The organism is Streptomyces sp. NPDC127038 (genome assembly GCF_042725875.1).
Lineage (GTDB): Bacteria > Actinomycetota > Actinomycetes > Streptomycetales > Streptomycetaceae > Streptomyces.
Map to the genome: position 1 here is coordinate 47679 of NZ_JBHXDQ010000053.1, position 19835 is coordinate 67513.

A 19835-nucleotide genomic window follows, 5' to 3' on the forward strand; every position below is an offset into this window, starting at 1 on the left:
GCGGCCCCGGACGACCGGGCGACCGCGGTTCTCGGGCCGCCCGGTCAGCGGCCGTCCGCCCGCAGGGCGGCGTCGAGCCGGGTCCTGGCCTCGGCGAGCGACGGGCCGTACCAGGTCAGCAGGCGGCCGTCGACCAGGGCGCTGGGCAGTCCGGGGAAGGCCTCCGGGCCGTCTTCGGCGGTGAAGCGGTACGGCTCGTCGGGGAGCACCACCAGGTCCGCGCCCGCCGCGTTCAGCTCGGCCAGGGGCACGCGGGGGTAGCGGTCCTGGTGGCGGGCGTACGCGTTGTCGACGCCGAGGCGCGCCAGGACGTCCCCCGCGAAGGTGTCCCGGCCCAGCACCATCCAGGGCCGCCGCCAGACGGGCACGATCGCCGTCCTGCGGCGGTCCGGGGCGGCGGGCCCGGCCCAGGCGGCCTCCGCCTCGTCCAGCCAGCGCGGACGGCCGGACGCGCCGCAGGCGGCGAGCACCCGGTCCAGTTCGCGCAGGGCCCCCGGCACGTCCCGGACCTCGGTGACCAGCACCTCGATCCCGGCCGCGCGCAGGGCGGCCAGATCGGCCTCCCGGTTCTCCTCCTCGTTGGCGACGACGAGATCGGGCGCGAGCCGTACGACGGCCTCGACGTCGGGGTTCTTCGTGCCGCCGATCCGGGTGACGTCCAGGTCCGCCGGGTGACTGCACCAGTCGGTCGCGCCGACCAGGACGGCGGGCAGGGTCACCGCCACGGCCTCCGTGAGCGAGGGCACCAAGGACACGACCCGCACAGCCGCCCGCCTCTCCGACACCGTTCCCGTGACCGCCATCCTCGCGCACGCGGGGGCCGGCCGCCCGCTCGTGCGGGGTCCCTCAGCGCTTGCCGAAGGTGTGGGGGTCCTCCACCGCGTCGATGTGGTCGGCGACCTCGACCACCACGACCCGGGTGTCCGGGACGGTGGCGCGCCAGCGGTGCCGGACGCCGCCGGTCAGATAGAGCGTGTCGCCGCGTCCGAGGCGATGGGCGCGGCCCTCCGCCTCGACCTCGACGCCTCCGTCGGCGACGTACATCAACTTGTCGTTGCGGTGCTGGAGTTCGCGGGCCTCTTCGTGGTCGCCGGTGAACTCGGTGGCGTGCAGCTGGTGATGGCCGCGCACCAGGGGGCGTGCCTGGGCCTCGGGGGGGAACTCGGCTCCGGCGTCGGCGCGCACGACGTCGACGCTGCACGCCGGGTCGGCGGCGGCGAGCAGGTCGGCGGCCGTGGTGCCGAGGGCCTCGGCGACCCGCTCCAGGGAGCTCCTGCTGGGCCGGGCCCGCTCGTTCTCGACCTGGCTGAGAAAGGGCACCGACAGGCCGCTGCGTTCGGCCACGACGGCGAGGGTGAGGCGCAGCGCCCGGCGCTGTCGCCGTACGGCCGCGCCCACCCGAAGGGGTTGTTCTTTGTGGTCGCCCATCGCTCCGGCTCCCTCCCTCGCGTCGTCGGGTCCGCGAACCGCCCGGTCTTCCGGCCCGCTGGTTCTGTTGAGTTGTTTGCACCCTACGCATGTTCGGCAAACCGTTTCATGGAGCCGTCACATCGCTGTCACTTCGAGGGAGTGTGAGGGTTACAGTTCGCGCCACCGCGCGAGCCCTCGCGCGCCCGGCGCCGCCGCCCCCTCGTACCGGGGCGAAAGGGCCGATCACGGGGGCGGGAGGCCCGCCCGGGCCCGCCGTCGGAACGCCGGTGGCCCGAAGTCGGCCTGTCCGGTGCGCAGTTGGCGCATCGCGTCACGGCGGGGCGCACGGCGGTGGCCGCGTCCGGGATTTCCCGCGCACACGGGGCTGATGTGCGCCGGGCCGCGCGGGCCGCCCCCGGGAACGCCTCGGGCGGGCGCGCTCGCCCGACGCGGCACGGTTGTCCTGAACTCTCCCGTACGCCAGTACGCGGCCACGGGCGCCCTCGCCCGCGTGTGCGGACAGGTGCGCGGGGTCCGGGGACGCGGCGAGGGGTGGCCCCCGTCCGGGTCACCTGGACCCTGCCGACGAGGACCACCCCTCGGGGTGAACCGCCTACCGCGTACTGCTTACCGCTTACCGGGCTCTGCGCTGCTCTGCGTTCCGCGTCCGCGGTCCGCGGTCCGCGGTCCGCGCGAGGACGGTCCGCGTCGCCTACTGCGGAGTCATCCGCCGCGCGACGTCCGGGTGCTCCTTGAGCCACGCGGCGACGGCCTCCTCCTCGTGCCCCTGGCCGCGCTGCCTGATCTCGCTCTCCAGGCCGCCGAGTTCGGACTCGCTCATCCTGAAGTTCCTGATCCACTCGGTGAGCTTCGGGTACCGGCCGGGGAACTCCTTGCCGGCGACGGTCCGGATCGTGTCGCCCTCGCCGAACAGCTTCCTGTCGTCGGCGAGCTTGGTGAGCTTGTACTGGCTGTACGCCCAGTGCGGCGACCACAGGACGACCGCGACCGGCTCCTTCTTGGCGTACGCGCGCTTCAGTTCGGCGAGCATCGCGGGCGTGGAGCCGTCGACGACCTTGTACTCCTTGTCCAGGCCGTAGCCGGGAAGGACCTTCTTCTTGAGGAGGTTCATCTCACCGGTGCCCGGCTCGATGCCGATGATCTTCCCGCCGAAGGTCTTCGATCTGCCCTTGAGGTCGGCGAGGGACGTGACTCCCTTCACGTACGAGGGGACCGCGACCTCCAGTGAGGTCGGGCTGTACCAGGAGCCGAGGTCGCGCAGGTCGTTCTTGTGCTGGTCCCAGTAGTTGGACTGGGCGTGCGGCAGCCAGGCGTCGAAGTTGAGGTCGAGGTCGCCCGAGGCCAGACCCGTGTAGACGGGACCGACGTCCATCTGCTTGAGGTTAACCGTGTAGCCGCGCCGGGCGAGCACGTTCTTCCAGAGGTAGGTGACGGCGACGTCCTCGTCCCAGGGGAACCAGGCGACGTCGAGGGGGCGCTTCGCCTCGGCGGGCGCGGCGGCGGAACCCTTGACGGGGGCCAGGTCGTTGACGACCGAGGGGTTCTTCTTCAGCCAGGCGCGCACGGCGTCCTGCTGCCTGCCCTTGCCCGCCTTGTTGATCTCGGCCTCGAGACCGGTGAGCTGCTTCTCGGACATCCGGAAGTCCTTCAGCCACTTGCCGACGACCGGGTCGTCCTTCGCGAAGCCCTTGCGGGACAGCGTGTGCACCCCGTCGCCCTTGCCCCAGGCGCCCTTGGGGTCCTTGAGCTTCTTCAGCTTGTACTCGCTGTACGCCCAGTGCGGCGACCAGAGGGTGGCGACGATCGGCTGCTTCCTGGCGTACGCGCGCTTCAGCTCGGCCAGCATCGCGGGCGTGGAGCTGTCGACGACCTTGTACTCCTTGTCGAGCCCGTACGCCTTGAGCACCTTGCTCTTGAGCAGGCCCATCATTCCGGCGCTGGGCTCGATGCCGGTGATCCGGCCGCCGAACTTCGCGGACTGCCCCTTGAGGTCGTCCAGGGAGTCGATGCCCTTCATGTACGCGGGCACGGAGAGCTCCAGGGACGTCGGGCCGTACCAGGAACCCAGGTCGTCGAGCTGCTTGCCGTACTTCTTCCAGTACTCGGCGTGCGTGGTCGGCAGCCAGGAGTCGGTCTCGAAGTCGACGTCCCCCTGGGCGAGCGAGGTGTAGAGCGGGCCGGCGTCGAACTGCCTGACGTCCACCTGGTAGCCGCGCTGTTCCAGGATCTCCTTCCAGAGGAAGGTGGAGGCGACGCCCTCGTCCCAGGGGATGTAGCCGATGGTGATCTTCTTGCCCTGTCCGACGTCCTGGCCGTCGGCCGCGGTGGCGGTCGTGCCCGCGCCGCCGAACAGGCCCATGCCGCCCGCGACCAGGGCGAGGACGACGACCCCCACCAGGGCGACCGCGGGACGGGGCCGGTACGACCAGATCCGCAGCCCCTGTGCGGCGCGTGCGCGGGCGGCGGCGCGGCGGCCGAGCGGGGACACCTGGGTGCCGAGCGCGCCGGTCATGCGGTCGAGGTAGATCGCGAGGATGACGATGGCGACGCCGGCTTCGGAGCCGAGGCCCACGTTCAGCTGGCCGATGGCCTCGTTGACGTCGCCGCCGAGACCGCCGGTGCCGACCATGCCGGCGATGGCGGCCATGGACAGGCCCAGCATGATGACCTGGTTGACGCCGGCCATGACGGTGGGCAGGGCGAGCGGCAGCTGGATGCGCAGCAGGGTGGCGCGCGGGGTGGTGCCGAACGCGTCCGCGGCCTCGACCAGTTCCTCGTCGACCTGGCGGATGCCCAGTTCGGTCATGCGGACGCCGGGGGCCAGCGCGAAGATCAGGGTGGCGACGATGCCCGCGGGGGCGCCGGTGCCGAAGAACAGGATCGCCGGGATGAGGTAGATCATCGCGGGCAGCGTCTGCATGAAGTCGAGGACCGGCCGGACGATGCCGCTGACCCGGTCGGAGCGGGCCGCCCAGATGCCCACGGGCACGGACACGACCAGGGCGATCAAGGTCGCGACGAGGACCAGGGACAGCGTCGTCATCGCGTCCTCCCACAGTTCGAGGGAGTCGATGAAGGCGAATCCCGCGAAGGTGAGGAGACCGGCGGAGGTGCCGCGCAGCCAGAAGGCGACGACGGCGAAGATGCCGGCGAGGAGCAGCGGCTGGGGTGCCTGGAGGACCGCGTCGATGCCGTCGAAGGTGCCGGAGAAGACGGTCTTGAGGAAGTCGAAGAGCCACGCCATGTGGTTCAGCAGCCAGTCGACGGCGCTGTTGACCCAGTCGCCGAAGGGGATCCTAGGCATGGGCCCGCACCCCCTTGTCCCGTCCGCCGGGACAGTTGCCGGGGGTGGCCGACTCGTCGCCGAGGAAGCCGAGGAGCCGCTGCCGCCGGACGACACCGACCAGCGCGTGCCCGCGGTCCAGGACGGCCACCGGGTGCGGGAGGCGGGCGCTGAGCGCGCAGAGGTCCACGAAGGGGGTGTCGGGCCTGGCCTTCTCGCAGGCGCAGTCGGCCTCGTCGCCGCGCACGTCCGTGTCCATGACGGCACCGGCGGTCAGCACCCGCGAGCGGTCGACGTCCTGGGTGAAGGAGGCGACGTAGTCGTCGGCGGGCCGGACGAGGATGTCCTCGGCGGTGCCGGTCTGCACGATGCGGCCGTCGCGCATGACGGCGACGCGGTCGCCGAGGCGCATGGCCTCGTTGAGGTCGTGCGTGATGAAGACGATGGTCTTCTCGAGCTTCTTCTGGAGCTCGATCAGCTGGTCCTGCATGTCACGGCGGATCAGCGGGTCGAGCGCGCTGAACGACTCGTCCATGAGCAGCAGATCGGCGTCGGTGGCGAGCGCGCGGGCGAGGCCCACCCGCTGCTGCATGCCGCCGGAGAGCTCGTCGGGCCAGGACTTCTCCCAGCCGGCGAGTCCGGCCAGTTCCAGGGCGGTGGCCGCCCGTTCCCGGCGTTCGGCGGCGGGCACGCCCTGGACCTCGAGGCCGTAGCCGGCGTTCTCCAGCACGCTGCGGTGCGGGAACAGCGCGAAGTGCTGGAAGACCATGCTGATCTTGCGGGAGCGGACCTCGCGCAGTTCGCGGGCGCTGAGCGCGGTGAGGTCCTGGCCGTCGAAGCGCACGTGTCCCGCGGTGGGTTCGAGCAGTCCGTTGAGCATGCGCAGCAGCGTGGACTTGCCGGATCCGGACAGGCCCATGACGACGAAGATCTGCCCTGGCTCCACCGTGAAGGACGCGTCGATCACGGCGGCGGTGGTGCCGTCGGCGCGCAGTTCCTCACGGTCGGCCCCCTGACGGAGCCGCTCCACGGCCTCTTCCGATCGTCTTCCGAACACCTTGTAGAGATGGTCGGCCTCAAGCCTGGATGACACAGGTGCCTCTCGTCGGGGCAGGGGACTGGCGGTTCAGGTGGTCCCGGCTGCCGGTGACGGTTGAATACGTTCAATACGCAACCGAGTTCGTTCAGAGGCCGCGCCTGCCCCCGCTCACACGGAGCAAACACGGGAGTGGTCCAGGTCACTGTCAGTGGCGTACGGCATGATGCGGAGCGTGACAGCTCAGACGCGACGACTCATGCTCCTCGACACCGCCTCGCTGTACTTCCGCGCCTATTTCGGTGTGCCGGAATCCGTGAAGGCCCCGGACGGCACTCCGGTGAACGCGGTGCGCGGACTGCTGGAGTTCATCGACCGCCTGGTCAAGGACCACCGTCCGGACGATCTGGTGGCCTGCATGGACGCGGACTGGCGCCCGCAGTGGCGGGTCGACCTGATCCCGTCGTACAAGGCGCACCGGGTCGCGGCGCTGACCGAGACCGGCCCGGACGAGGAGGAGGTGCCGGACACGCTCTCCCCCCAGGTGCCCGTCATCGAGGAGGTCCTGGACGCGCTGGGCATCGCGCGCGTGGGGGTCGCCGGGTACGAGGCGGACGACGTGATCGGCACGTTCACCGGGCGGGCGAGCGGCCCGGTCGACATCGTCACGGGCGACCGCGACCTGTATCAACTCGTGGACGACGAGCGGGGGGTACGCGTGCTGTATCCCCTCAAGGGCGTCGGCACGCTCCAGTTGACCGACGAGGCCTGGCTGCGCGAGAAGTACGGCGTCGACGGCCCGGGGTACGCGGATCTGGCGCTGCTGCGCGGCGACCCGAGCGACGGGCTGCCCGGGGTGCCCGGCATCGGGGAGAAGACCGCCGCCAAGCTGCTGGCCGAGTTCGGCGACCTGGCCGGGATCATGGCCGCGGTCGAGGACCCCGGGGCGAAGCTGACCCCCTCGCAGCGCAAGAGACTGGACGAGTCCCGCCCGTACATCGCCGTGGCGCCGACGGTCGTCAAGGTGGCGGGGGACGTGCCGCTCCCCGAGGTGGACACGGCCCTGCCGCACGCCCCGCGTCATCCCGCCGCGCTGGACGAGCTGGCCGCGCGCTGGGGTCTGGGCGGCTCGCTGAACCGTCTGCTCACCACACTGTCGGCATAGCTGAACACTTCTGGCGCAACCGATACCGGTTCGTGCATGGTTGCCACACACAAAGAGGTGCTAACTTAGGTAAGCCTAACCATGTGAACAGGAGGCAGTCATGGCAGAGCGCCCGGAACGCAAGCCCCGGAAGCCCCACTCCGCGACGGTCGTGCGGACCGAGCGGCTGACCCCTCACATGCAGCGTGTGGTGCTGGGGGGCGACAGCCTCGCGGACTTCGCCACGAGCGGCAGAACCGACCACTATGTGAAGCTGCTGTTCGGGCCGCCGGGTGTCACCTATCCCGAGCCCTTCGACCTGGAGCGCGTCCGCGAGGAGTTCCCGCGCGAGCAGTGGCCGGTGACGCGGACGTACACGGTGCGCGCCTGGGACGCCGAGACGCGCGAGCTGACCCTGGACTTCGTGGTGCACGGGGACGAGGGGCTCGCCGGGCCGTGGGCCCTCCGCGCCCGGCCGGGCGAGGTCGTGCGGTTCATGGGCCCCGGTGGCGCGTACGCCCCCGACACGGAGGCCGACTGGCATCTGCTCGCCGGTGACGAGAGCGCGCTGCCCGCCATCGCGGCCGCGCTGGAGTCGCTGCCCGACGCCGCCACGGTCCGCGCCTTCGTCGAGGTCTCCGGACCCGAGGAGGAGCAGAAGATCGACTCCGACGCGGAGATCGTCTGGCTGCACCGCGGTGACCGGCCCGTCGGCGCCGCCCTGGTCGAGGCCGTACGGGCCCTGGAGTTCCCCGAGGGCCGGGTGCACGCGTTCGTGCACGGCGAGGCGGGCTTCGTGAAGGAGCTGCGGGCGCTGCTGCGGGTCGAGCGCCAGATTCCGCGGGAGGACCTGTCCATCTCCGGCTACTGGCGCCTCGGCCACAACGAGGACGGCTGGCAGGCCGCCAAGCGCGAGTGGAACGCCCAGGTGGAGGCGGAGCAGGAAGTCCCGGCCTGACGCCCGGACCTCCCACCCGTACCCCGTCAGGAGGCGGGCCCGCACGACACGGGCCCGCCTCCTTCCGCCCGCGCGGACGCCGTCCCCCCGACGGTACCTACCAGCCCGGTACGACCGGAGGGCACCGTCCGCCACGACCGCGCGGCCGCCCGGTGGGCTACACCGAGCGCTGGTAGGACCGGAACGTGCGGATCGACAGCCAGACCGCCGCCACCGCGAGCGCGAGCAGCGCGCCCGTCCGGCCGAGCACGTCGCCCCAGTCGGGGTGCGCGGACATCGCCGAACGGCCCGCGACCATCGCCCAGTCGAGCGGGTTGAAGTCGGCGATGTGCCGGATCCAGTCCGGCATCCGGGAGGGTGCCATGAAGGCGCTGGACAGGAAGGTCAGGGGCAGCAGCAGGAAGGTGTTGATCCCGATGATCGACTCCCGTTCCCGCACCAGCATCCCCAGCGCGTTGGACAACGCCCCGAACACCGTGCCGAGCAGCACCGAGGCGAGGACCAGGACCGCCACACCGCCCACACCGCCGGGGCAGTCGGCGCCGCCGGCCAGCCCGAGCAGGACGATGACGACGGACTGGAGTGCGGTGATCAGGCCGTTGTTGACGACGTTGCCGTTCATCAGCGCGGCCCGGCTGGCGGGAGTGGTGAGGAAGCGGTTGAGGGTGCCCCGCTGGATCTCCTCCAACGTGCCCATGCCGGCCCACATGTTGGAGCTGAGGGCGCTCATCACGACCACCCCCGGCACCAGGTAGTCGAGGTACGAGGTGGTGCCGAAGCCGCCGAGCTCGACGACGTTCTTGAAGAGGCTGCCGAACAGGAACAGCCAGATCACCGGCTGGATGAGGGTGATGATCGCGTAGGCGGGCTGGCGGGCGAACACCATCAGCTGACGTTGGGTCATGTACCAGGTCTGGGCCACGGCCGTGCTCATCGGGCACCTCCGGCGAGGACGAGGGAACCGGCGTCGTCCGACCCGGCCTCCGAGTAACGGCGGCCCGCGTAGCGGAGATAGACGTCGTCGAGCGAGGGACGGGCCACGGTCGCGGACACGACCTCGGCCCCGGCCCGCGCCAGCGCCCCGAGCAGCAGGGGCACGGTGGCCCCTCCGTCGTCGGCGCGGACACTGATCCTGCGTCCGTCGAGCAGCACCTGATGCACGCCGGGCAGCCCCCGGAGGGCGCCCTCCAGCAGCGTGCGGCCGGCCTCGCCGACCGCTGTCGCCAGTTCCACGTGGACGGCGTCGCCGCGGAGTTCGCCCTTGAGGTCGTCCGGGGTCCCCTCGACGACGACCCGTCCGCGGTCGACGATGGCGATGCGCTCGGCGAGCCGGTCGGCCTCCTCCAGATAGTGCGTGGTGAGCAGGATCGTCAGTCCCTCGTCGCCGGCCAGCCGCGCGATCTCGTCCCACATCGCGGTGCGCGCCTCGGGGTCGAGTCCGGTGGTGGGTTCGTCGAGGAAGAGCACCTCGGGGCGGTGGACCAGCCCCAGTGCCACGTCCAGGCGGCGCCGCATCCCGCCGGAGTACCCCTTGACCGGGCGCCGCGCGGCCTCGGTCAGGGCGAACCGCTCCAGGAGTCCGTCGACCCGGCGGTCCAGGTCCGTGCCCCGGAGTCCGTAGAGCCTGCCCTGGAGCCGGAGGTTCTCCCGGCCGGTCGCGCCCGGGTCCGCGCCCGAGTTCTGGGCGACCACGCCGATCGCCCGCCGCACCCGGTCCGGATGGCGCAGCACGTCGTGGCCCGCGACGGTGGCGGTGCCCGAGTCGGGGCGGGCCAGGGTGGTGAGGATCTTGACGGTGGTGGACTTGCCGGCGCCGTTCGGTCCGAGGAGGCCGAAGACGGTGCCGGGTTCGACGGTGAGGTCCATGCCGCTGAGCGCGGTGACGTCACCGGAGTAGGTCTTGATCAGCTGACGCGCCTCGACCGCGGGCGCACGCGTACCAGTCATGACGACTGCTCTCCCAAGTGAGCGGATTCCCGGCCCGGGGCCGGGTGATCTCGGATTCCCGAGTGGTCTCGGGTGACGGCCGGGCCGTCCGGCGTGAAGCCGGGCGGTCCCGGGTGGCCGAGCCGCCCGGCCGGGGCCGGGTGATCTCGGGTGACTGCCGATCCGATCCGCGTGAGGAGCGCCGGGCTATCCTGGGTGTGCCGCACCTCGATGGCCTGGAACCGCCGCACGGCGGGTTCGGTTCGGGGTTCGAGACCCTGGCGGGACTGCTCCAACAGTCCTGCCGGGGTCTGTTCTTCCTCGGGTCACTTCTCGAAGGCGCGCTCCTCCAGTTCCTGGAACTCGGGCGGGATCTCCCCCGTCTCGTGGAAGGTCCGCCACGCCTCGACGCCGGGCAGCGAGCCGTCCCTGAGTTCCGCGAGAAACCCCCGGACCCAGGCCGCCTGCGCCTCGATCATGTGCAGCTGGTACTCGGTCTCCACGAGGAAGAGCCGGGGCAGCGTCTCGTACAGCTTCGTCAGGCCGCCGCGGACGCTCGCGGCCTGCACCTCAAGGGAGTTGAGCCGCTCCGCGAGGAGCCGCGCGACCTCGTCCGGAGGCAGGACCCCCATCAGCGACAGCGCGGTCTCGAAGATCGGGTACTCCCGCGCGGGGACGGCCATCAGGTCGGAGAGCCATTCGGTCATCTCCTCGCGCCCGGCCTCGGTGATGCCGTAGATCGTGCGCTCCGGACGGTTGCCCTGCCGCTCGACGTCGGTGACCTCGACGAAGCCGTGCTTCTCCAGGTTCTGCACGACCGTGTACAGGGACCCGTAGTTGATCTTCGTACTGGCGTCCTTGCCCTGGCGGCGCAGCGTCTGGGCGATCTCGTACGGATGCATCGGCTTCTGCCAGAGCGTCGTCATGACGGCGAGCGCCAGCGGGTTGCTCAGCTTGCGCCGCTTCATCGACGTCACCTCTCTCGACTCGTCTCCGAATATCCGTAGCCGAACATATCGCGTGTCGACACGAGCGTCAATGCACACGATGTATCGCGTTTGCCGGGCCGCGCGGAACGGAGCGGCAGAGGGGGCGCCGGGCACGGGAAGGGGCGAACGGTGGACGGGCGGCGGGGGCGTGAGGAATTGGGCCCGTCGCCGATACGGCCGCGTCACGCGGGCGAAACAGGGTCTCCCTAATTTCTGTCACCCGACAGGAATCCAGCTCGCCCTCCGCGCCGAAGGCAGGTGCCGCCGTGACCACCACCGCCCCCTCCGACGTACGCCCCGATCCGCCCGCCTCCCCCGACGACCGGTCCCTGACCGAGTTCGGCTACCGCCAGGAGCTGCACCGCAGCCTCGGCAGGTACGCCTCGTTCGCCGCCGGGTTCTCCTTCATCTCCGTCCTCACCACCGTCTTCCAGTTCTTCGCCTTCGGGTACGCGTTCGGCGGCCCGGTCTTCTTCTGGACCTGGCCGGCCGTGTTCGCCGGCCAGCTCGCGGTCGCCGCGTGCTTCGCGGAGCTCGCCGCGCGCTATCCGATCTCCGGCGCGATCTACCAGTGGTCCTCACGGCTGTCGACCCCCGCCTTCGGCTGGTTCGCCGGCTGGATCATGGTGATCGGACAGATCGTGGTGGTCGCCGCGGCCGCGCTCGCCCTCCAGATGGTGCTCCCGGCGATCTGGCCCGGCTTCCAGCTGATCGGCGACGACCCGGCCCCGACGAGCCCCGACGGAGCGGCCAACGCGGCCGTCCTCGGCGTGGTCCTGCTCGTCCTGACCACCGTGGTCAACGTCCTCGACAACCGCGTGATGTCCGCGGTCAACCGGATCGGCGTCACCGCCGAGATCATCGGCGCCGTCCTGATCGCCGTCCTGCTGTTCACCCACTCCCGGCGCTCCCCCGGCATCACCTTCCACACCGCGGGAGGCGGCGGCACCGGCCTGTTCGGGGCGCTGATGGTGGGCTCGTTCATGGCCGCGTACGTGATGATCGGCTTCGACAGCGCCGGGGAGATGAGCGAGGAGACCCGTCACCCGCGGCGCACCGCGCCCCGGACGATCCTCACCGCGCTCGGCGCGGCGGGCCTGCTCGGCGGGCTGATCGTGCTCGGCGGACTGCTCGCCGCCCCCAGCCTGACCGACGGCCGGCTGGGCGTCGACGGGCTCAGCTACGTCCTGACCAGCAGCCTCGGCGACGGGGTGGGCCGGGCGCTGCTCGCCGACGTGGTGGTGGCCATCGCGGTGGCGACCCTGGCCATCCAGACCGCCGCGAGCCGCATGCTCTTCTCGATGGCCCGCGACAACCGGCTCCCGTTCTCCGGGCGGCTCGCGAAGGTCGACCCGAGGACCGGTATGCCGGGTGCTCCCGCGCTGGTCGTCGGCGTCCTCTCGGCGGCCCTGCTGCTGCTGAACTTCGCCTCCCCGGACGCGTTCCTGGCGATCGGGACCACCTGCATCGTGATGCTGTACCTCGCCTACGCGATGGTCACCGGGCCGCTGCTGGTGCGCCGGCTGCGCGGGCGGTTCACCGCGGAGGGCACCGACGAGAGCGGCGCCCCGCTCTTCTCGCTGGGCCGCTGGGGCGTCCCCGTCAACGCGCTGGCCCTCGTCTACGGCCTGTTCATGACGGTCAACCTGGCCTGGCCGCGGGCCGCGGTGTACGACCCGGCGGGCGGGCACTGGTACTTCCGCTGGTTCACCCTGCTGTTCCTGGCCGCGACGCTGGTGGCGGGCGCGGGGTACCGGGTGTTCACGGCCCGGGCCGCGCGGGGACGGGCGTCCGAGGCGGCCGGGGCCTCGTACGCTTGAGCGCGTGAGACGCAAGCCCCGGATCCCGCCCGCTCCCCTCCCGCAGCGCCACGGGGTCGACCCCGTACGCATCAGGCTGCCGCGCGAGGGGAGCTGGGCCACCGCCCGGGCCTATCTGGTGGACCGGCTCGCGGCGGGCGACGGAGTCATCGACACGATGATCGGCGAGGGGCTGATCGTCCGCGAGGACGGCCGGCCCCTGACCGCCGAAGCCGCCTACGCGCCGGGGATGTTCCTGTGGTTCCACCGCGAACTGCCCGACGAGGAGCCGGTGCCGTTCGCGCTCGACGTGGTGTACCGGGACGACCACATCGTCGTCGCCGACAAACCGCACTTCCTGGCCACCACCCCGCGCGGCAGCCATGTCGCCGAGACGGCCCTCGCGCGGCTGCGCCGGGACCTCGGCCTGCCGGACCTGGGCGCCGCGCACCGGCTCGACCGGCTGACCGCCGGGCTGGTGCTGTTCACCGTACGGCCCGGGGAACGCGGCGCGTACCAGTCGCTGTTCCGTGACCGGCTGATCGGCAAGGAGTACGAGGCGGTGGCGCCGTACGAGGCGGGTCTGTCCCTGCCGCGCACGGTGAGCAGCCGCATCCTCAAGGAGCGCGGGGTGATGGCCGCCCGGGAGGTCGAGGGCGAGCCGAACGCGGTCACCGGGGTGGAACTGGCCGAGCGCCGGGACGGGCTGGGCCGCTACCGGCTCACTCCCAGGACCGGGCAGACCCATCAGCTCCGGGTCCATATGAGCGCGCTGGGCGTGCCCATCCTCGGCGACCCGCTCTATCCGGTGGTGACCGGGCCTGTCCCGGCCGGTGACTTCCGGCGTCCGCTGCAACTGCTGGCGCGGACGCTGGAGTTCACCGATCCGGTGACCGGCCTGGCGCACCGGTTCGTCAGCGGGCGGACGCTGGAGGCGTGGACCTCGTACGACGCCTGGTCGGTCCCGGGCGCGGGCGGTCAGTAGCCGCGCCACCAGCGCAGCAGGCGCTGCCAGGCGCCCGGCCGGCGCTCTGGCACGGGTTCGGGGGCGGCGGCCGGGGCGGTCATGGGGGCGGCCGGCGCGGGCGCCGGTGCCGTGCCCTCGGTGGTCACCTGCCAGGGGGTCCGCTGGGCGGGCCGCGCGCGCACGGAAGGCCGCTGGCTGACGTCCTGCGTCGGCTTGGGCTCGAACCGCACGGGCAGATCGACGAGGTGGCGCGAAGACATGGTGCTGCGCCAGCGCAGATCGCTCTCGTCGCAGTCGAGTTCGACGTCCGGCAGCCGCAGCAGCAGGGCGTCGACGCCGACGTCGGCGATGGCACGGCCGATGTCCTGCCCCGGGCACTCGTGCGGGCCGCCGCCGAAGGCGAGGTGGGAGCGGTTGCCCTGCATGCTCGCGGCCAGGTCGGGGCGGATGCGGGGGTCGACGTTGCCGGGCGCGATCCCGAACAGCAGTCCGTCGCCCTTACGGATGCGCCGGCCGCCCAGTTCCGTCTCCTGCTTGGCGAAGTAGCCGAGGACGGCGCTGAACGGCGGCTCGTTCCACAGGGACTGCTCGACCGCCTCGGGCACGGTCATCTGCCCGCCGTTGAGCTGGGCGCGGAACCGCGGGTCGGTGAGCAGCATGCGCAGCACGTTGGCGATGAGGTTGGCGGTGGCCTCGTAGGCGGCGAGCAGGACGAGCCGCAGGTGCTGGGCCACCTCGTCGTCGGTGAGCCGGGCCGGGTGGTTGATGAGATGGCTGGTGAAGTCGTCCTCGGGCTCGGCCCGGCGCCTCAGGGTGTGCTGGGTCAGCACGCTCATGACGTACTCGTTGCTGGCGATCGCGGTGTCGGTGCCCTTGAGGAGGTCGCGGGTGGCCTGCACCATGCGGTCGTTGTAGTCCTCGGGCATGCCGATGATCTCGCAGAGCACGGACATCGGCAGGTGCTCGGCGAACTGCCCGACCAGGTCGGCCGTGCCGAGCGGGCAGAACGCGTTGACCAGCCGCTGGGTCGCGCGGTTGATGTAGCGCCGCAGGCTGCGGAAGTCGATGGTGGACATGGCGCCGGTGACCGCGCCGCGCAGCCTGAGGTGCTCGTCGCCCTCGGCGTGCGAGCAGATGGGCTGCCAGGCGATGTGGGGGGCGAGCGGATGGTCGGCCCCGGCCGTGCCGTCCTGGACGGCGGTCCACAGCCGGCTGTCGCGCGCGTAGTGGGAGGGAGTGCTGACCATGTGCAGGTTCTCGGCATGGCCGAGGACCACCCAGATCGGTACGTCGTTGTGCAGCAGCACGGGTGCGACGGAGCCGTGTTCGGCCCGCAGCTTCTCGTAGAGCGCGCCCAGGTCCTCCGCCTCGGGACCGTACAGGCGACGGAGTCCGCCCGGGCCGACGCCGGGTCCCATGGTGTGCGCGGGGCAGCCCGGCGGGGGGCCGAAAGCGGGTTCTTCCGTACCGGTGGGGGAATGGGATTCGGTCGTCACAATGATCGCTCCGAAGCTCAATTACGTTCTATGGGTGGGTAGTTGGCGTACGGATGCTGTCCTCACCGTACGGTGTTCAGCCGTGCGCCGACGTCATCGCCAGGGAATGCAGGAACCGCATCAGGGTCATCAACGTGTCGCGGCTCGACGCCCTGCGGCGGGCGTCGCACTGCACGATCGGGATCTCCTCGGCGAGGTCGAGCGCGGCCCGCAGATCCTCGACCGGGTAGCGCGGCGCGTCGGGGAAGTCGTTTATCGCGACGACGAACGGGACACCGCGCTCCTCCAGGCGTCCGATCACGTCGAAGCTCACTTCCAGGCGGCGGGTGTCGATCAGGACGACCGCGCCGAGCGCGCCCTCGAACAGTCCGTTCCACAGGAACCAGAAACGCTCCTGGCCCGGTGTGCCGAAGAGGTAGAGCACCAGCTGGTCCGTGATGGAGATCCGGCCGAAGTCCATGGCCACCGTGGTGGCGGTCTTGGACTCGGAGCCGTAGTTGTCGTCGATCCCGATGCCGGCCTGGGTCATGGTCTCCTCGGTCGTCAGCGGCTTGATCTCGCTGACGGCGCCCACCATGGTCGTCTTGCCGACGCCGAAACCGCCCACGATCACGATCTTCACGGCCGCCTGGGCGGTGTGCGGGAGGTGGTCCTCGGCACGAGGGCCCGTGATGGTGTCAGAGCTTTTGAAGTCCATGCATCACCGCTTCGAGGAGGGAACGGTCGGGGAGCGCCTGACGGACGATCGGGGCGCGCGCCTGTACCAGTTCGGCCGCCAGCAGCTCGGTGAGCAGGACGGTCACCACGCTGAACGGCAGATGGAGATAGGCCGAGATCTCGGCCACGGACAAGGGGGTCCTGCACAGCCGCAGCAGCGCCGATTGTTCCGGCTGCGTGGCGGGCGGCGGAGTGACGTCTCGGGCCACGACCAGCGTGACGAGGTCGACCTCGGCCCGGTCGCCTCCGTCCGCGCCGCCGGTCAGCACGTACAGGCGCTCCGGGTTCTTCGGCCTGCCCTCGCCGTCCTCCCCCTCGGGGCCCGGCGGGGCCGCGAGGGGGGACGGCGGCGCGGGAGGTTCCGGGGGCCGCTCCCTCGGCTGGCGCCTGCGGCGTTGCGGAGGACTCATACGGTCTGCCCGTTGCGGCGGGGCGGACTGGTGAGATGGGCGCCGATCCGTACGACGAGGTCGCGCATGCGGTTGCTCATCAGCCCGGGTTCCGCGGTCTGGTTGGCGAGCACGGCGAGGTAGGCGTTGGGGCCCGCCGACATCAGATAGAAGTAGCCGCCGTTGATCTCGATGATGACCATGCGCATCCGGCCGTCGCTCTTGGGGATCTCGCCCGCGACGGCTCCCGCCAGGCTCTGGAGGCCGGCGCAGGCCGCGGCGACCCGGTCGGCCGCGTCGGGGTCGCCGCCGTAGCGGGCGATGCGCAGTCCGTCGGCGGAGAGCACCACGATCTGCTGGATGCCCGGTACCCCGTCGGCGAGTTCCTTGAGCATCCAGTCGAAGTTGGCTCGCTGCTGGATCACTTGAGGTCCCCCTCGTCGTCGGCGTCGGCAGGGGCCGGCTGGTTGTCCGTGCTGAATGCGGTCGGGTCGGGGTCGCCCTTGAGTCCGTTCATGAACGCCTCGACCCACAGCCCCGGTTCGGGCTCCTTCTCCTGCGGCTCGGGCTCCTGGTGCCAGAGGGAGGCGGTGCCGGCCTCGGCCGCCTCCTGTTCGGCGCGGGCCTCGGCGTACCGCCGGCTGAGCGGTACCTTCATCCGGCTGCGGCGCTGGGGCAGGCCGCCGGGCGTCCATTCCGTGACGACCGGGACGTCGTCCTCGCGGGGATCGCCGCCCGACGAGGGGATGCGGGGCCCTGTGGTGGGCTTGCGCTTCTTGGGCTTGCGCGCGGGGCCCTCGACACCGCCGTTGTCGATGCCGGCCACGGAGCTGGCCCCGACGCCGTGCGCGAGACCGGGGGCGAAGTCGGTGGTGAGCATGTCGTGCGGTGCGACGAGGACGGCGCGGACACCGCCGTACGCGGACTGCCGCAGCGAGATCTTCATGTTGTACATCTCGGCGAGTCGTCCGACGACGGCCATCCCGAGCCGGGGTGCCTGGCCCATGGTGTTCGGGTCGACACCGGCGGCGGCCAGCCGCAGCAGCTCCTCGATCTTGCCGCGGGCCTCGTCGCTGAGGCTGACGCCGCCGTCCTCGATCTCGATGGCGATGCCGGTCTGCACCTCGATCGCGGTGACGTGCACCTTGGTGTGCGGGGGCGAGTACCGGGTGGCGTTGTCCATGAGCTCGGCCAGGGCGTGGATGAGCGGTTCCACGGAGACGCCGTTGACGGCGATGTCGACGATGTTGTGCAGTTCGATGCGCCGGTACTCCAGGATGCGGGACATCGCGCCGCGCAGCACGCTGAACAGCGGTACGGGTTCGGGCCACTGACGTCCCGGACGGCCGCCGCCGAGCACGGCGATGGAGTCGGCGAGCCGGCCGATCAGCGCGGTGCCGTGGTCGATGCGCAGCAGGTCGTCGAAGACCTCGGGGTTGCGCCCGTGGTCCTCCTCCATCTCGCGGAGTTCGTTGTTCTGCTGGTGGACGATGGCCTGGACGCGCCGGGCGATGTTGACGAAGGAACGCTGGGCCGCGTCGCGCATCGACTCCTCGGTGTCGATGATCTTGAGCAGCTTCTTCAGCAGGTCCTTCTGCGACGCGGCGATCTCCTGGAAGTCCGGGTCGTCGCGGCCCAGGGTGCGGACCACTTCCGAGGGGGAGCCGCCCTCGTGCAGCCGGTCGATCGCGTACGGCAGGACCTCGCGGGTGAAGCGCACGATCTCCTGGTCGTGCCCGGCGACGCGCTGCTCCAGGGAGGCGGTGCGGCGCGCGGAGTCGGCCCGCAGTTCGCGGATGACGCGACCGCGGCGGACGGCTTCGCCGCCGATCGCGATGACCAGCAGCGTGGCGAACCCGCCGCACAGGGCGACCGCGCCCCGGGCAGGCTCCGTCACGACGGCGACGGCGGCGCCGGTCACCACCGCCATCAGGACGGCGGGCAGCAACAGCACACGCGCGTAGGGAAGTTCACTGTCACCGGGAGGCGATTGAACACTCACCATGTATGCCCTCTGAGACAAGTCGACTGGGGGTGGGGGAATTTTGTGGGGGAAACGGCACAGATCGGCATGGGTCAAACCAGATCTTCGGAACTTTTGGGAACAAGCGCACGATTACGTCTCAACTCGGTGCGCTGCGGGCGAGCTTAGTCCGACCGGATCAACGCTGTGTCATATTCCGCAAGCACCTGAAACCGCCCATAAGACTGGAGTACCCTCAGCCTCATTTACACGCTGTGCCCTCGTTCGCACACGGTGCGTGATGGCGTACGGGTGCGCGAAAGCCCGCGGCCGGCGGGTCAGACCCCTGCGACGCGCAGGGCCGCGTCCGCCGCGGCCTCGGCGAAGGCCGACACGGGGCGCTGCGGGTCGGAGCGGTGCACGAGGATGACACCCTCGATCAGCCCGAACAGCAGATCCGTGCGCAGATCGAGCTCGCTCTTGGCGAGCGCTCCCCCGGCCGCCGTGGCGGCGAGCAACTGACGGTAGGTGTCCTTGAGTTCGGCCCGTACGGCGTGGAAGCCGGCGAAGCGCTCGGTGCGGACCTCGGGCAGCAGGTACAGGACGCCGAGGTTGTGCGGTCCTCCGCAGAGCACCTCGACGTCGGTGCGGCACAGCTGCCACAGCCGCCGCTCCGCGGGAACCGTGTCGTCGGCGAGGAGTTCGCGCGCGTAGGCCAGCGAGGGGGTGACGGTGGACTCCAGGAGCTCCGCGAGCAGCTCCTCCTTGCCGGTGACGTAGTGGTACATGGACGCCTGCCGCATGCCCGCCCGTTCGGCGACGGCACGGGTGGTGGTGGCCGCGTATCCCCGGGTCGTGAACAACTCGGCCGCCGCGTCCAGCAGTTCGGCGCGCGGCGCCATCCCGCTGTCCGGCCGCTGCGCGGCCCGGGGCCTGCCGACCCGCCGCCCGCCACCCGTTCCCATGCGTTCGATCCTCGCACACGCGAGGCACCCGGACGGGTCACGGCGTCCCGCACGGCGGACACGCACACGGCGGGACCGGCACCCGCCCGGTCGGCCCCAGGAGGACCCGGCGGACCTGACGGACCTGACGGACCTGACGGAGCTGACGGAGCCTGGCGGACCCGAGTGGACTCGGCGGACCCGAGCGGCCGCGAGCGGTCCTGGGCGGACCCCGGTGGACCTGTGCGGACCTGGCGGAGCCGGCGGACCCAGGCCGCCCCGGGCCGGGGAACCCCTGTGCCGCTTCGCCCGCGGCGCGCCCCGCGTGAGGGACAGGTAACCGGGCGGCAACACCCGGGACACGGCGGCGACCCACCCCGCGCCTAATTTCTGTCGCGCGACAGAAATGACCCAGGAGCCGGAGGCCCGCGATGGCGACAGCGACCACCCACGGAGCACGCGAACACGCCCGCGCCCAGCAGGGAACCCGCGCCGAGGCCATGCCCGTGGTCCCCGCGGCCGACTGGCAGGACCCTCCGCCCGGAGCGGGCCCGCTCGTCTGGGCCGAGACCGTGGCGGGCGGGAACTACACGCACAAGGTGCTGGCCCGGGGCACGGAGCTGCGGCTGACCGACCTCGCAGGCGACGCCTGCGCGCACCTCCTGCTGTACGTCGCGGACCGGCCGTGGGAACGCCTGAACGTCGCCGACACCGTCAAGGTCCAGTGGAACGCCTACCTGGGAGAGGGCCGGCTGCTCCTCTCCGACCAGGGCCGGGTGCTCGCCTCGGTGGC

At 71.5% G+C, this 19835-nt stretch carries 18 protein-coding genes; 5 read left to right on the top strand and 13 right to left on the bottom strand.

Annotation, left to right across the window (positions count from 1 at the left end; translation table 11 throughout):
* Nucleotides 1-44 precede the first annotated feature (44 nt).
* The 4 genes from ACFWI4_RS29830 to ACFWI4_RS29845 form a co-directional block, all read right to left on the bottom strand.
* Nucleotides 45-764, bottom strand: coding sequence for a helical backbone metal receptor (locus ACFWI4_RS29830; RefSeq protein ID WP_387202397.1), 720 nt, complete (start codon nt 762-764; stop codon nt 45-47).
* Between the two features lie 82 nt (nt 765-846).
* Nucleotides 847-1428: a helix-turn-helix domain-containing protein gene (locus ACFWI4_RS29835; RefSeq protein WP_385403670.1), complete on the bottom strand. Its 582-nt coding sequence runs from the start codon at nt 1426-1428 to the stop codon at nt 847-849.
* A gap of 694 nt (nt 1429-2122) precedes the next feature.
* Nucleotides 2123-4735 carry an ABC transporter permease/substrate binding protein gene (locus tag ACFWI4_RS29840; RefSeq protein WP_387202400.1) on the bottom strand — a complete coding sequence of 871 codons (2613 nt, stop codon included), beginning with the start codon at nt 4733-4735 and terminating at the stop codon, nt 2123-2125.
* Nucleotides 4728-5807, bottom strand: a complete 1080-nt coding sequence (locus ACFWI4_RS29845) for a glycine betaine/L-proline ABC transporter ATP-binding protein (protein WP_387202403.1) — start codon at nt 5805-5807, stop codon at nt 4728-4730. The genes ACFWI4_RS29840 and ACFWI4_RS29845 overlap by 8 nt, the downstream gene beginning before the upstream one ends.
* Nucleotides 5808-5976: 169 nt before the next feature.
* On the opposite strand from ACFWI4_RS29845, the gene ACFWI4_RS29850 reads away from it, so the two are divergent.
* Together ACFWI4_RS29850 and ACFWI4_RS29855 are read left to right on the top strand one after the other, a co-directional pair.
* Nucleotides 5977-6915 (top strand): 5'-3' exonuclease H3TH domain-containing protein, encoded by a 939-nt coding sequence (locus ACFWI4_RS29850; protein WP_387202443.1) that lies wholly within the window; start codon nt 5977-5979, stop codon nt 6913-6915.
* A gap of 100 nt (nt 6916-7015) precedes the next feature.
* Entirely contained in the window at nt 7016-7852 is an 837-nt protein-coding gene (locus ACFWI4_RS29855) for a siderophore-interacting protein (protein WP_387202406.1), read from the top strand.
* 157 nt (nt 7853-8009) lie between these two features.
* Here ACFWI4_RS29855 and ACFWI4_RS29860 read toward each other — a convergent pair whose 3' ends face one another.
* The 3 genes from ACFWI4_RS29860 to ACFWI4_RS29870 form a co-directional block, all read right to left on the bottom strand.
* On the bottom strand, nt 8010-8786 hold the full coding sequence (locus ACFWI4_RS29860; RefSeq protein WP_387202409.1) for an ABC transporter permease: 777 nt from the start codon (nt 8784-8786) through the stop codon (nt 8010-8012).
* Complete coding sequence (locus ACFWI4_RS29865; RefSeq protein ID WP_387202412.1) at nt 8783-9799, bottom strand: ATP-binding cassette domain-containing protein; 1017 nt, start codon at nt 9797-9799, stop codon at nt 8783-8785. Before ACFWI4_RS29865 ends, ACFWI4_RS29860 begins: the two co-directional genes overlap by 4 nt.
* Nucleotides 9800-10104: 305 nt before the next feature.
* The gene (locus ACFWI4_RS29870) at nt 10105-10746 is read right to left on the bottom strand and encodes a PadR family transcriptional regulator (RefSeq protein ID WP_385403684.1); all 642 of its coding nucleotides are present in this window, start codon (nt 10744-10746) and stop codon (nt 10105-10107) included.
* Nucleotides 10747-11033: 287 nt separating this feature from the next.
* On the opposite strand from ACFWI4_RS29870, the gene ACFWI4_RS29875 reads away from it, so the two are divergent.
* Both ACFWI4_RS29875 and ACFWI4_RS29880 read left to right on the top strand, forming a co-directional pair.
* Complete coding sequence (locus ACFWI4_RS29875; RefSeq protein WP_387202416.1) at nt 11034-12587, top strand: amino acid permease; 1554 nt, start codon at nt 11034-11036, stop codon at nt 12585-12587.
* Nucleotides 12588-12591: 4 nt separating this feature from the next.
* A complete protein-coding gene (locus tag ACFWI4_RS29880; RefSeq protein WP_387202419.1) occupies nt 12592-13551 on the top strand; it encodes an RluA family pseudouridine synthase in 960 nt (319 codons plus the stop codon).
* Here the strand turns inward: ACFWI4_RS29880 and ACFWI4_RS29885 are convergent.
* The 6 genes from ACFWI4_RS29885 to ACFWI4_RS29910 form a co-directional block, all read right to left on the bottom strand.
* On the bottom strand, nt 13545-15029 hold the full coding sequence (locus ACFWI4_RS29885; protein ID WP_387202421.1) for a cytochrome P450: 1485 nt from the start codon (nt 15027-15029) through the stop codon (nt 13545-13547). The two genes, ACFWI4_RS29880 and ACFWI4_RS29885, sit on opposite strands and share 7 nt — an antisense overlap.
* A 76-nt stretch (nt 15030-15105) precedes the next feature.
* Nucleotides 15106-15726 (bottom strand): ATP/GTP-binding protein, encoded by a 621-nt coding sequence (locus tag ACFWI4_RS29890; protein ID WP_387202424.1) that lies wholly within the window; start codon nt 15724-15726, stop codon nt 15106-15108.
* Nucleotides 15707-16156, bottom strand: coding sequence for a DUF742 domain-containing protein (locus ACFWI4_RS29895; RefSeq protein WP_387202427.1), 450 nt, complete (start codon nt 16154-16156; stop codon nt 15707-15709). The genes ACFWI4_RS29890 and ACFWI4_RS29895 overlap by 20 nt, the downstream gene beginning before the upstream one ends.
* A complete protein-coding gene (locus ACFWI4_RS29900) occupies nt 16153-16560 on the bottom strand; it encodes a roadblock/LC7 domain-containing protein (RefSeq protein WP_326788791.1) in 408 nt (135 codons plus the stop codon). The genes ACFWI4_RS29895 and ACFWI4_RS29900 overlap by 4 nt, the downstream gene beginning before the upstream one ends.
* Nucleotides 16557-18140: a sensor histidine kinase gene (locus tag ACFWI4_RS29905; protein ID WP_387202430.1), complete on the bottom strand. Its 1584-nt coding sequence runs from the start codon at nt 18138-18140 to the stop codon at nt 16557-16559. The genes ACFWI4_RS29900 and ACFWI4_RS29905 overlap by 4 nt, the downstream gene beginning before the upstream one ends.
* A 296-nt stretch (nt 18141-18436) precedes the next feature.
* Complete coding sequence (locus ACFWI4_RS29910) at nt 18437-19063, bottom strand: TetR/AcrR family transcriptional regulator (RefSeq protein ID WP_387202433.1); 627 nt, start codon at nt 19061-19063, stop codon at nt 18437-18439.
* Nucleotides 19064-19473: 410 nt separating this feature from the next.
* On the opposite strand from ACFWI4_RS29910, the gene ACFWI4_RS29915 reads away from it, so the two are divergent.
* The coding region (locus tag ACFWI4_RS29915) for a DUF1989 domain-containing protein (protein WP_387202436.1) at nt 19474-19835 on the top strand (362 nt) is incomplete at its 3' end.